Source organism: Ensifer sp. ENS07, from assembly GCF_014852185.1.
In the GTDB taxonomy this organism is placed as follows: domain Bacteria; phylum Pseudomonadota; class Alphaproteobacteria; order Rhizobiales; family Rhizobiaceae; genus Ensifer; species Ensifer adhaerens.
Genome location: NZ_JACVBE010000002.1, coordinates 760424 through 773377 on the forward strand (window position 1 = coordinate 760424; position 12954 = coordinate 773377).

11 protein-coding genes are annotated in these 12954 nt (G+C 63.9%); 1 reads left to right on the top strand and 10 read right to left on the bottom strand.

The features are described from left to right. Positions 1-96: 96 nt before the first annotated feature. From ftsA to aqpZ, 4 genes are all read right to left on the bottom strand, one after another. A complete protein-coding gene (ftsA, locus tag IB277_RS10890; protein WP_034792498.1) occupies positions 97-1428 on the bottom strand; it encodes a cell division protein FtsA in 1332 nt (443 codons plus the stop codon). Continuing rightward, complete coding sequence (gene ftsQ, locus IB277_RS10895; protein ID WP_060605507.1) at positions 1425-2375, bottom strand: cell division protein FtsQ; 951 nt, start codon at positions 2373-2375, stop codon at positions 1425-1427. The genes ftsA and ftsQ overlap by 4 nt, the downstream gene beginning before the upstream one ends. Then, positions 2363-3289 carry a D-alanine--D-alanine ligase gene (locus IB277_RS10900; protein WP_090294311.1) on the bottom strand — a complete coding sequence of 309 codons (927 nt, stop codon included), beginning with the start codon at positions 3287-3289 and terminating at the stop codon, positions 2363-2365. Before IB277_RS10900 ends, ftsQ begins: the two co-directional genes overlap by 13 nt. Before the next feature lie 310 nt (positions 3290-3599). After that, on the bottom strand, positions 3600-4286 hold the full coding sequence (gene aqpZ, locus IB277_RS10905) for an aquaporin Z (RefSeq protein WP_034792491.1): 687 nt from the start codon (positions 4284-4286) through the stop codon (positions 3600-3602). A gap of 320 nt (positions 4287-4606) precedes the next feature. Here aqpZ and IB277_RS10910 point away from each other — a divergent pair, with 320 nt between their 5' ends. Continuing rightward, positions 4607-5917: an MFS transporter gene (locus tag IB277_RS10910; RefSeq protein WP_060515931.1), complete on the top strand. Its 1311-nt coding sequence runs from the start codon at positions 4607-4609 to the stop codon at positions 5915-5917. A gap of 167 nt (positions 5918-6084) precedes the next feature. On the opposite strand, the gene IB277_RS10915 is transcribed toward IB277_RS10910, so the two are convergent. The 6 genes from IB277_RS10915 to murD form a co-directional block, all read right to left on the bottom strand. Continuing rightward, positions 6085-6648: a hypothetical protein gene (locus tag IB277_RS10915; protein ID WP_134887991.1), complete on the bottom strand. Its 564-nt coding sequence runs from the start codon at positions 6646-6648 to the stop codon at positions 6085-6087. A 149-nt stretch (positions 6649-6797) separates the two neighbouring features. Next, complete coding sequence (murB, locus tag IB277_RS10920; RefSeq protein ID WP_192370991.1) at positions 6798-7772, bottom strand: UDP-N-acetylmuramate dehydrogenase; 975 nt, start codon at positions 7770-7772, stop codon at positions 6798-6800. Positions 7773-7774: 2 nt separating this feature from the next. Further along, positions 7775-9184: a UDP-N-acetylmuramate--L-alanine ligase gene (gene murC, locus IB277_RS10925; RefSeq protein WP_090294314.1), complete on the bottom strand. Its 1410-nt coding sequence runs from the start codon at positions 9182-9184 to the stop codon at positions 7775-7777. Continuing rightward, positions 9181-10305, bottom strand: coding sequence for an undecaprenyldiphospho-muramoylpentapeptide beta-N-acetylglucosaminyltransferase (murG, locus tag IB277_RS10930; protein ID WP_089043442.1), 1125 nt, complete (start codon positions 10303-10305; stop codon positions 9181-9183). Before murG ends, murC begins: the two co-directional genes overlap by 4 nt. Before the next feature lie 3 nt (positions 10306-10308). Beyond that, positions 10309-11463 carry a putative lipid II flippase FtsW gene (gene ftsW / locus IB277_RS10935; RefSeq protein ID WP_034792447.1) on the bottom strand — a complete coding sequence of 385 codons (1155 nt, stop codon included), beginning with the start codon at positions 11461-11463 and terminating at the stop codon, positions 10309-10311. Positions 11464-11559: 96 nt separating this feature from the next. Beyond that, the gene (murD, locus tag IB277_RS10940; RefSeq protein WP_192370992.1) at positions 11560-12951 is read right to left on the bottom strand and encodes a UDP-N-acetylmuramoyl-L-alanine--D-glutamate ligase; all 1392 of its coding nucleotides are present in this window, start codon (positions 12949-12951) and stop codon (positions 11560-11562) included. Positions 12952-12954 lie beyond the last annotated feature (3 nt).

Genomic DNA, 12954 nt, shown 5'->3' on the forward strand with positions numbered 1-12954 from the left:
CCTTCTGGTTTCTGGCCGCCTTGCCGAGCCGGCCAAATCTTTCAAAGTCCTAGTTTGTCTTCACCCGGCCCCGTCCCTGTCGGAGCCGGCCGTCACTCAAAAGCTCTCTTTCAGCCACTGGCCCATGCGGGCGATGCGGCCGTTGCCGGCGCCGAGCGCCGAGAACATGCCGCCGTGGGAGGCATGGGTCTCGAGGTCGGCGACCTGCGGATAGATCATCAGGCCGACCGCCGTGGAGAAGGCCGGGCCCTTGGCAGCGGCCGGCAGCCCGGAAACTCCGAGCGGACGGCCAATGCGAACATTGCGGGCGAGGATGCGGCGAGCCGCTTCCGGCAGGCCGGTCAGCTGGCTGGCGCCGCCCGTCAGAACGATTCGCTTGCCGACGATCGGGCTGAAGCCCGAGCGCTGGATGCGATCGCGGATGAGTTCCAGCGTCTCTTCGATGCGGGCGCGCACGATGCGCGACACAAGTGCGCGCGGCACATGCGTCGGCTGATCGCGGTCGTCCTCGCCGATCGGCGGCACCGATACGATGTCGCGTTCGTCGGCGCTGTTGGGCAGAGCCGACCCGTGCACGACCTTCAGCCGTTCGGCATCCTCGATGCGGGTCGAAAGACCGCGCGCCAGATCCGTCGTCACGTGATGGCCGCCGAGGCTGACAGCGTCAGCGTGAACCAGCTTGCCTTCGGCAAAGACCGAGATCGTCGTCGTGCCGCCACCCATGTCGATCGCCGCACAGCCGAGCTCAACCTCGTCGTCGACGAGAGCGGCAAGACCGCTGGCATAGGGGGTCGCCACCATGCCCTCGACCGAAAGGTGGGCGCGATTGACGCAGAGTTCGAGGTTCTTGAGCGCTGCCCGTTCGGCCGTCAGCACATGCATGTCGACGCCGAGAACGTCGCCGAACATGGCGAGCGGATCGCGGATGCCGCGCTCGCCGTCGAGCGAGAAGCCCGTCGGCAGCGAGTGCAGGATGGCGCGGTCGGAGCGCAGCGACTGCTGGCCGGCGGCGGAGAGAACCTTGCGCAGATCATTGGCGTCGACTTCCTGGCCGCCGAGATCGATCGTCGCGGTATAGACGTCGCTCTGCAGCCGGCCGGCCGAAACGTTGACAATCAGGCTGTCTATGGTGAGGCCGGCCATGCGCTCGGCCGCATCGACGGCGAGCCGGACGACGCTCTCGACCGCATCGAGGTCGGCGACGACGCCGTTCTTGACGCCGCGGGACTTCTGGTGGCCGATGCCGATGATTTCGACGCTATGCGTACGGTTGGGCAGGATCTGGCTTTCGGCGCGCGGCGTCAGCCGGCCGATCATGCAGACCACCTTGGTCGAACCGATATCCAGCACCGAGACGACATGAGACCGCTTCGAGGAAAGCGGCTTCAGGCGCGGCAGGCCAAAGCTGGAGGAACCGAATAGACTCATATGCGGCCTTCTTTCTTCTTTTCGGTCTCCTGCGCCTTCAGCATCTTGTCCCTCGCCTTCAAGGCAACTTCGCGCCGGGTCACTGCGTCCGGCGTCAACTGAACTGTTGTTCTGTCTTCGAGCCTCAGATCCACGGCAGCGATATCGCGCTCGAGGAGCTGGTGCTGGCTTTCCATGTCGGAGAGCACCTTCATCGCCCGGGCGACGTCGTGCTCCGGCAGCTTGACGACGATGCCGTTGTCGAGGCGCAGGTCCCAGCGGCGGCCGGCCACGCGCACGAAGGCCTTCACGCGCGAGCGGATCTCCGGCCAGCGGGAGAACTCGTCGTAGAAATCGGCAGCCGCCGTTTCGGCGTCACGGCCGACGAAGAGCGGCAGAGCGGCAAACTTGTTGTCGCGCAAGGGCGCGATCACGCTGCCGCTGCGCTCGATCAGCGAAAGGTCCGATCCGTGCTGCCAGATGCCGAAGGCCTTGCGCTCGGTGAGGCTAACCTCGATCGTGCCGGGATAGATCTTGCGAACGGTGACGCCCTGCACCCAGGGCATTTCCGCAATCAGCTTGCGCGCTTCGGCGATATCGAGCGCCACCAGCGACGTCGTGCCGTCGAGGCCGAGCTGCTGGAGAATGTCGATTTCCGAGGTCTGGTCGTTGCCGGAAACCTTGACGTCTTCGATCGCGAAGCCTGCGGCCGTGGTCGAGGCCTGCGCGAAATTCTGCGTATGGCCGCCGAGCGACATGCCGTAAAAGCCGGTGGCGGCGAAAAAGGCGATCGCCGACAGCGTGCCGGTATAGGCGGGAAAGCGGATGCGGCCAGCGCCGAGGCTGACGAAGAAGCGCACGACGCGACGAAGCGGACGCGGCAGTACGCGCGCGCCATCCACATCGACGGCGGCGGCGCCATCGAGGTGACGAACCCTCTTGCCCCTTTTGCCCCTCAACGCAAACACGACGCGTCCTCCACCATCCAACTCAAAAACTCACCGAAGCTGTAGCCGGCATGCGCGGCCATCTCGGGCACCAGGGAGGTCGGTGTCATGCCGGGCTGGGTGTTGATCTCCAGCCAGATCAGCTCGCCCTCGGCGGAGGAACTGTCATCGAAACGAAAGTCGGATCGGCTGACGCCCCGGCAACCGATTGCCTGATGCGCCTTCAGAGCGAGTGTTTGTATTTTTTGGTAAATATTTGGTGAAATCTGTGCCGGAATGACGTGACGCGAACCACCTTTTACGTATTTGGAATCATAATCGTAGAAGGCATGGCCCTGCGGGATGATTTCGGTGACGCCGAGCGCCTTGTCGCCCATGACACCACAGGTCAGTTCGCGGCCGGCGACATAACGCTCGACCATGATTCGGTCGCCGTAACGCCATTCGCTCGACGTCACCACCTGCGGCGGATGCGACTGATCTTCCTGGACGATGACGACACCGAAGCTGGAGCCTTCGGAAACCGGCTTGACCACGTAAGGCGGCTTCATCGGGTGCTTCGGACCAAAGGCATGGCGATCCATGACCTGCGCATCGGCAACTGGAATACCCGAAGCAGCCGCAACGTGCTTGGCCTGCGCCTTGTCCATGGCGAGCGCCGAGGCAAGTACGCCGGAATGGGTGTAGGGGATCTCAAGATATTCGAGGATGCCCTGGATCGTGCCGTCCTCGCCGAACGGTCCATGAAGGGCGTTGAAGGCAACGTCGGGTCGCAGCGCGGCCAGCGTCTCTGCGACATTGCGATCGACGTCGATCCGGGTGACGCGATAGCCGGCAGCCTCCAGGGCATCCGCACAGGCAGCCCCGGACGACAGGCTAACCGGTCGCTCCGAAGAAAATCCGCCCATCAGGACAGCCACATGCTTGCCGTTCATTCAAACCCCCAGACAATACGCCACTATCGCAAGGCTTCCTTGCGTCTGGCTGGCTCCCGCCCTCGCGAGTCAGCTGCGCCATTGGGGTCACTAGAACGTCATTAAGGTTAACGAACCGTTTACTTTCGTTAACCCCGGTCAGGAAATGAAACGCCGGCTGCAGGCGCAAGCGCATGTGGAACAAGGCATTTTAGCGAGAGATCAAAGGGTTGCGGAGTAATCTTGAATCTAATGCATAAACAGAAGAAAAAATGAAAAAACCCGCCGCAGCCAGGGCGGCGGGTCTATGCCTGACGGCATCCGAATTGGATCAGTCGTCATCACCGACGATCTTCCAGACGATGCCGGCGATCGCCGCGCCGACGATCGGCGCCACCCAGAACAGCCACAATTGCGCGACCGCCCAATCGCCGACGAAGAGCGCCTGCCCCGTCGAGCGGGCCGGATTGACCGACGTGTTCGTCACCGGAATCGAGACCAGATGGATCAGTGTCAGCGCCAGGCCGATGGCGATCGGCGCAAAGCCCGCGGGCACTCGGCCATGGGTGGAGCCGAGAATGATGAACAGGAAGAAGGCGGTCAGCACCACCTCGGCAACCAGCGCCGCCGTCAGCGAGTAGCCGCCCGGCGAATGCGCGCCGTAACCGTTGGCAGCGAAGCCACCGAGCTGGAAATCCCCCTTGCCGCTGGCGATCAGATAGATAACCGCCGCCGCGGCGATGGCACCCAGCACCTGGGCGATGACATAGCCGACAAGTTTGTGCGCCGGGAACTTGCCCGCAACCAGCAACCCCACCGAGACGGCCGGATTGAAATGCCCGCCGGAAATGCCGCCGACCGCATAGGCCATGGTCAGCACCGTCAGGCCAAAAGCAAAGGAGACGCCGAGATAGCCAATACCGACCTCAGGCAGGGCAGCCGCCAGCACGGCGCTGCCGCAACCGCCGAAAACGAGCCAGAATGTACCGAGAAATTCCGCAGAAAGCCTTTTGAACATGCATTCGCTCCTGAAAAACGAAGCCGATCGCTTCGCCGTCGAGAGTTTGCCACAATTTGATTCTCGTCAATCCGGGTTGTCCCGCCAAGCGAAGCTCCCGCAAAACGTGAAAATCTGCCTACGGCAAAGCAGTTGAGGCGCAAGCGAAAAGGCCGTCCCGCGCCGCGGCCCCAGAGCGGAGCGCCGACAGAATAATGATGCGCATGACGTCGATATCGTTCGCACTTCTTACGATATCAGGGTTTCGTCATGTCGAAACTTGCGTTAAGACGCCCGCACCCGCCTCCCAAGACGGTCTTACATCCATAGGAACAATGATAATGACAGACGCGACAACCTCCCTGTCGCCGAAGGACAATGCGTCAAAGCACGCGGCAGTGAACTCCCCTGCCCGGGTGCTGTTCGCAAGCCTCGTCGGCACGACCATCGAATTCTTCGACTTCTACGTTTACGCCACCGCCGCCGTTCTGGTGTTCCCGCACCTGTTCTTCCCGGGCTCGGACCCGACCTCGGCAATGCTGCAATCCTTCGCGACCTTCTCGATCGCTTTTTTCGCCCGCCCCTTCGGCGCCGTGATCTTCGGCCATTTCGGCGACAAGGTCGGCCGCAAGGCGACGCTGGTGGCGGCGCTGATGACCATGGGCATCTCCACGGTCGTCATCGGCCTTCTGCCGACCTATGCCACGATCGGCGTCGCAGCTCCGCTGCTGCTCGCGCTTTGCCGTTTCGGCCAGGGTCTCGGCCTTGGCGGTGAATGGGGCGGCGCAGTGCTGCTTGCCACCGAGAATGCGCCTGAGGGCAAGCGCAGCTGGTACGCCATGTTCCCGCAGCTCGGCGCGCCGATCGGCTTCATCCTGTCGGCCGGCACCTTCCTGATCCTCGGCGAAGTGATGAGCAACGAAGCCTTCCTCGCCTGGGGCTGGCGCGTGCCGTTCATCGCCAGCATCCTGCTCGTCGCCGTCGGCCTTTATGTCCGCCTGAAGATCACCGAAACGCCAGAGTTCCAGAAGGCCGTCGACAAGCACGAGCGCGTGCAGGTGCCGATCGCCGAGATCTTCCGTTTCCACAAGCGCAGCCTGGTGCTCGGCACTTTCGTGGCGCTTGCGACCTTCGTGCTGTTCTACCTGATGACCGTCTTCTCGCTCTCCTGGGGCACGGCGAAGCTCGGCTATTCGCGTGAGCAGTTCCTGGTCGTGCAGATGACCGGCGTCGTCTTCTTCGGCCTGATGATCCCGGTTGCCGGTATCCTCTCGGACCGCTACGGCCGTCGCCTGATCTTGATCATCACCACCATCGGCATCGGCGTCTTCGGCCTGTTCATGGCCCCGCTTCTTGCCGGCGGCCTTGGCGGCGCCTTCCTGTTCTCGATCATCGGCCTCGGCCTCATGGGCCTCACCTACGGCCCGATCGGCGCAGCGCTGGCAGCCCCCTTCCCGACCTCGGTGCGCTACACCGGCGCGTCCATGACCTTCAACCTCGCCGGCATCTTCGGCGCGTCGCTGGCGCCGTACATCGCCACCTGGCTCGCCACCAACTACAGCCTCGATTACGTCGGCTACTACCTGCTGGCCGCCGCCGCCATCACGCTTCTGTGCCTGGTGCTGTCGACGGAAGACGAGGTTTCGGCCTGATCACGACTGGCCCCGCCTAGCGCGGCCGATCACAACCAAGAAGGGCCGCAGCGGCAACGCTGCGGCCCTTTCGTTTGGCGCCCTCTGTTCGCGAAGCCTCCGAAGCCAATCCGATGACGATCGCAGCACGCGGCGGGCCAGCGCCAGCAAAGCGCTGGCTGCTCGACTCACTGCTGCTCCATGAGGTCCGGATCGTCGGCGCAGTCGCCGGTCATGGCGCAGCTAGAGCCGACCTGCCGCGTGGACTTGGGAAGACGCGCAATCAACTCGCAGCGATGCATCGATTCCGCGAAAATATTGTCGACCTCCGTGCCGTCGATCATGACAACGCCGTTTCGGATGGCTGGGTGAGTGCCGTTCGCGATCTTCATCGCGACGATGCGGATGGCAGCGTTGGCGTAGTGGCATGGCCCCATTGAGAGTGCGATCTGCTGCCAACCGGGCGTCGCGTTCGCTTGCTCCGGCTGCTCATAGAACTTTGCCAGAATGTCGAGGAAATCGCCGTCTTTCATCCGGATCTGTTCGGCCAGCTTCGCAAGCTCGATCTGGTCGCCTGATTTTACGAGATCGGCAACCCTGGCTTCGAGACGCTGGGCGTCAGCACCGTCACCGAGCGAGGCGACGGCAGCTTGCAGACGCACCTCATCCATAGCCTTGACGGGCGCAAAGAACGCAAGATTGGCCAATAGGGCTGAAACGGCGAGCAACCTCGCATACGACAGTCTTTGCAAGCAACGCACTCGAGCTTCTCCTCGACCGTGATTGAGTAGGGACCCCGGCATTCTGCAAAGGCGCTGGCAGCCGCTTGCCGCCCGCCGGAAAAACAAGAGGCCGCAGCGCTTCCGCCACGGCCTTTCAGATCACGTCTCGCAACCGAGCCTTACGCGATGCCGCGGCCGAGGAACTCCTTGATCTCGTAGCCCGGCATGAAGTTGCCGATGCGCTTGATCTCCCATTCGAGCCGGACGCCGGAATGTTCGAGCACGCGCTGGCGCACGGTTTCACCGAGATATTCGAGCTCGTAGCCGGTCGCCTGGCCGGTGTTGATCATGAAGTTGCAGTGCAGCGGCGACATCTGCGCGCTGCCGATCATCATGCCGCGGCAGCCAGCCTCGTCGATCAGCTTCCAGGCCGAGTGGCCCTCCGGGTTCTTGAAGGTCGAGCCACCGGTCTTTTCGCGGATCGGCTGCACCGTTTCGCGATGCTGGCGCACGGCATCCATGTCGGTGCGGATCTTGTTCTTGTCCTCGGCGTAGCCTTCGAACACCGCGTGGGTGAAGATGAGGCCCTTCGCCGCCGCCGAATGGCGGTAGGCATAGCCCATGTCGGCATTCGACAGCACATGCTGGTTGCCCTGACGGTCGACCGCGTGCACCTCGACGACCCGTTCGCGGGTCTCGGCACCATTGGCGCCGGCGTTCATGCGCAGCGCGCCGCCGAGCGAGCCGGGAATGCCGTAGTAGAAGTAGAAGCCGCCAATGCCGTGATCGAGCGCCATGGCGGCGATGTTCTTGTCCGGGCAGATCGCGCCGGCCTTGATGCGGTTTTCGCCGACCAGTTCCAGATCGCCAAAACCCTTGGCCGACAGCCGGATGACGACACCGGGAATGCCGCCGTCGCGCACCAGCAGGTTCGAGCCGACGCCGACAACCGTGACCGGCACTTCAGCCGGGACCAGCTTCAGGAAGGTGATGAGATCGTCGGTGTCGTGCGGCTGGAACATCAACTCGGCAAGACCGCCGGCGCGGAACCAGGTGACACGATCCATCGGCGCATCCGGCGTGATACGGCCGCGCACAGCGCTTACGCCGCTTCCGAGCGATTCCAGTAGTTTCTGACCGTTGACCTGTTTCATGCTCAATTTCCTGAAATATCCGCGAGTTCCTTAGGCAGGGCAGCCGCCCAGTAGGTGATGCTGCCAGCCCCCAAGAGAACCACAAAATCGCCGGGCTGTGCAATCTTGCTGACAACCGGCGCGATTGCCTCCGGACCGGAGACGTAACGGGCGTCGCGATGGCCACCCGCCTTGATGCGATCGACCAGTTCCTCGGCCGTTGCGCCCGGAATGAGGTCTTCGCCGGCCGCATAGACAGGCGCGATCAGGATCGTGTCGGCATCGTTGAAGCAGGCCGAGAAATCTTCAAACAGGCTCGAAAGGCGCGAGTAGCGGTGCGGCTGGTGCACGGCGATGATTCGGCCCTGGCAGGCCTCGCGTGCGGCGCGCAACACCGCCTTGATCTCGACCGGATGGTGGCCGTAGTCGTCATAGACGCGCACGCCGTTCGTCTCGCCGGTCAGCGTGAAACGGCGCTTGACGCCGCTGAAGGAGGCAAGCCCCTTGGCGATCGCTTCCGGGCTGACGCCGAGGCGCTGCGCAACGGCGATCGCCGCGGTCGCATTGGACACGTTGTGGCGGCCGGGCATCGGCAGGCGCAGGTCCTTCATCGGGATCACCTGGCCGGTGCGCCGGCGGCGGATCTCGATGTCGAAGACGGAGGTGGCGCCGTCCATGCGGATGTTGTGGAAGCGCACGTCGGCCTGCGGGTTCTCGCCGTAGGTCACGACCTTGCGGTCCTCGATCTTGCCGACCATGGTCTGCACTTCCGGATGGTCGAGGCAGAGCACGCCGAAACCGTAGAAGGGCACGTTCTCGACGAACTGGCGGAACGCGGCGCGCACGGCATCGAAATTGCCGTAGTGGTCGAGATGTTCCGGGTCGATATTGGTGACGATGGCAACATCGGCCGGCAGCTTCAGGAAGGTGCCGTCGGATTCGTCGGCCTCAACCACCATCCACTCGCCCTCGCCCATGCGGGCGTTGGTGCCATAGGCATTGATGATGCCGCCGTTGATGACGGTCGGGTCGAGCCCGCCGGCCTCGAGCAGCGCTGCGACCATCGAGGTCGTGGTCGTCTTGCCATGCGTGCCGCCGATCGCGATCGCATTGCGGAAGCGCATGAGCTCGGCCAGCATCTCGGCGCGGCGCACGACGGGAAGGAACTTCTCGCGCGCGGCGATCAGTTCCGGATTGTTCTTCTTGATCGCGGTCGAAACGACGATCACCTCGGCTTCGCCGAGGTTTTCCGCCTTGTGGCCGACGAAGACCTCGATGCCCTTGGCGCGCAGGCGCTGCACATTGGCACTGTCGGACTGGTCGGAACCCTGGACCTTGTGTCCGAGATTGTGCAGCACCTCGGCGATGCCGCTCATGCCGATGCCGCCGATACCGATGAAATGGACCAGCCCGATGGTTTTCGGCATTTTCATGAGCGTGTTTCCCTGAATTTCTCGACTGTCAAACCGCTGGCAATAGCCTCTACGAGGGATGCAAGCAAGCTTGCTGCGTCTGGCTTGCCGGTTTCCCGGGCATTTGCCGCCATCTCCGCGAGCGATTGCGGCTTGCCGATCGCATCATTGAGGATGCCGGCGAGACGGTCGGCGGTGAGTTCGGCCTGCGCGATCACGCGTGCGCCACCCTTGGCGGCAAGGGCGGCCGCATTGGCCGCCTGGTCGTGATCGAGCGCATAGGGATAGGGCACGAGGATCGCCGGCCGGCCGATGACCGCAAGCTCCGATACCGTCGAGGCGCCGGAGCGGCAAATGACGAGCTGAGCGCCGGCGATGCGCTCGGCCATATCGGTGAAGAACGGCGAGACCTCGGCGGGCACACCGAGCTTCTCATAGGTGGCGATCACGCCGTCCCTGTCTTCAGGCCGGGCCTGCTGCGTGACCTTGAATCGCTGGCGAACCTCGTCGTCCAGACGGCAGATCGCCTGCGGTACTGCCTTGGAAAAATACTGTGCGCCCTGGCTGCCGCCGAAGACGACGAGATGGAATGGCGCGTCGCCGACAGCCGACACATAGGGCGTGTTGGCGGCGGCTAGCACCGCCGGGCGAACGGGGTTGCCCGTCGTCACGGTTTTCGCGGCAAAGGCGCCCGTGCCCTCCGGAAGAAAGCCACCGGCGATCGCCTTGACGCGCGAGGCCAGCGCCTTGTTGGCGCGGCCCATGACGGCGTTCTGCTCGTGGATGATCGACGGCACACCCATGCCGGTTGCCGCCAAGAGCGGCGGCACGGTCGGGTAGCCACCGAAGCCGACGACGGCCTTGGGCTTCAGCCGGGCAATCAGCTTTCGCGCCGCGCGCATGCCGCTCCACAGCGTCCAGAGCGATTTGACGACGCTGACCGGGTTCTTCGAGCCGATTGTCGCCGAAGGCACGACATGAACCTCGTCGGCGGGGAACTTGCCGGCATAACGTTCGGCGCGGCTATCGGTGACCAGATGCACCGAATAGCCCATGGCCTTCAGCTCGTGGGCCAGCGCTTCTGCCGGAAAGAGATGGCCGCCGGTACCGCCGGCGGCAAGCAGGATGATGCCTTTAGTCATATTTTACTCCGCCGGCACGCCAATGCCGGACCGAAACAGGCTGCGCTCCACGGCGCGCTTCTCCGGGCGGTGACGGGTCAAGGCCAGGATGAAGCCGGCAGTGACGCAGATCGCCACCATGGACGAGCCACCATAGGAGATCAGCGGCAGGGTCATGCCCTTGGCCGGAAGCAGTTCGAGGTTCACGCCGATGTTGATCATCGACTGGATGCCGATCTGAAGCACCAAGCCGGCAACGGCGAACCGGTTGAAGTCGTTGCGTTCGCGGAAGGCATGGTTGAGGCCGCGCATCACCAGGAAGGCGAAGATCAGCACGATGACCATGCAGAAGACGATGCCGAATTCCTCGGCGGCAACGGAAAAGACGAAGTCGGTATGGCTGTCCGGGATGATGCGCTTGACGATGCCTTCGCCCGGGCCCCGGCCGAACCAGTCGCCGCGGATGATCGCCTCGCGGGCGGTATCCATCTGGAAGGTGTCGCCTTCGCCCGTCAGGAACTTGTCGATACGCGCGGCCACGTGCGGCAGCAACGTATAGGCGACGAAGAAGCCGCCGAGGGCCGCACCGCCAAGCAGGATGATCCAGAGCCAGGGCATGCCGGCCATGAAGAACATGCCGCCCCAGACGGCGGTGGTCAGGATCGTCTGGCCGAGGTCGGGCTGGGCGACAAGCAGGGCCGCGACGATGCCGAAGAGCAGGATGGCAAAGAGATTACCGGGGATTTCCGGCTGGCGCGCATGTTCGGAAAACAGCCAGGCACAGACGACGACGAAGGCCGGTTTCATGAACTCCGACGGCTGGATCGAAATCCCACCGAGCGAAATCCAGCGCATCGAGCCCTTCACCTCTTCGCCGATGAAGAGCACCAGCACCATCATGCCGAGCGAACCGGCAAGAAGCAGAATCGCCGCGCGCCGGACCTGGCGCGGCGAGAGGAAGGAAATCCCCACCATCACCACCAGCGACGGCAGAAGGAAGAGTGCGTGGCGCCGGACGAAGTGGAAGCTGTCGAGGCCGATGCGCTCGGCGACGGCAGGGCTTGCGGCGAAGGACAGCATGAAGCCGACGCCCATCAACAGGATGAAGGTCGCCAGAAAGAACCTGTCGATCGTCCAGAACCAGTCGGCCACGGGGCCACGTTCGGCTCGGCTTACCATCTTGTCAGTCCCCTTCTCCGGCGCCCACCGCGCCCACGTCCGAAATCCCGCACCACCTTCCGCATCGACCGGCACGCATGCGCGCCGGCCGAGGGATCAAATCAGCATCGTCACGCCTTCGATCGCGCGCACATGTCCGACGAAGGCATCACCGCGTACCTCGAAGTTCTTATACTGGTCGAAGCTTGCGCAAGCCGGTGAGAGCATCACCGCCGAGCCGCCCGTCTCGTCCCTGCCGGCATCGGCCGCGGCATGCGCTACCGCCTGCTCCAGCGTGCCCGAGATCTCATAGGGAACCGCTTCGCCAAGCGTCGCGGCGAAAGCCGGTGCGGCCTCGCCGATCAGATAGGCCTTGGCGATCTTCGGGAAGAAGGGTGCAAGCGTCGTGATGCCCCCTTCCTTCGGCAGACCGCCGGCGATCCAGTAGATGCGGTCATAGCTCGAAAGCGCCGGCGCCGCCGCATCCGCATTGGTCGCCTTGCTGTCATTGACGAAGACCACCGTACCCTTGCGGCCGACCGGCTGCATGCGGTGCTTGAGACCGGGGAAGCTCTTCAGGCCGGCGTGGATTTCCGCCGCGCTGACGCCGACCGCAAGGCAGGCCGCGATGGCCGCGGCTGCGTTCTGGGCGTTGTGACCGCCGCGCAGCGTCTGGATGCCGTCGAGATCGACGAACAGGCTGGAAGTGCCGCCTTCAGCCTTCAGGATGCGCGGGCCCTCGGCATAGAGGCCGCTTGCCAGCACATGGCGACGGGAGATCCGCACGGTACTGGTGCCGGCGCGCTCGACGCGATCGGCGATCAGCGCCGAGAAACTGTCATCGACACCGACGATTGCCGTGCCGCTACCGGCGACCAGCCGTTCCTTGATGTCGGCGTAATGCTGCATCGTGCCGTGGCGATCGAGATGATCGGGTGTCAGGTTGAGCAGAATGCCTGCCGTCGGGTTCAGCGTCGGCGCCAGATCGATCTGGTAGGACGAGCACTCGACCACGTAGAAGCGCCCGGCCTTCGGAGGATCAAGCGTCAGCACCGCGGTGCCGATATTGCCGCCGAGCTGCGTGTCTCGGCCGCTTTCTTTGAGGATATGTGCGATCAGCGCCGTCGTCGTCGATTTGCCGTTGGTGCCGGTTATCGCGATGAAGGCGCAATCGGGCGCATGCGCCCGGCGTTCGCGCACGAAAAGTTCGACGTCGCCGATGATCTCGACGCCGGAAGCATGGGCAAGATCCACGGTCCAGTGCGGCTTGGGATGCGTAAGCGGCACGCCGGGCGAAAGCACGAAGGCGGCAAAGGCCGCCCAGTCGACGGTGCGCAGGTCTGCCGTCGGCACGCCTGCCGCCGAAGCCTTGGCGACGCTATCCGGGTTGTCGTCCCATGCGGTAACCTCGGCACCACCGGCGACGAGCGCCTGCGCGGTCGCAAGGCCCGAACCGCCGAGACCGAAGAGAGCGACTTTCCTGCCCTTGAAGGAAGTGACCGGGATCATCGT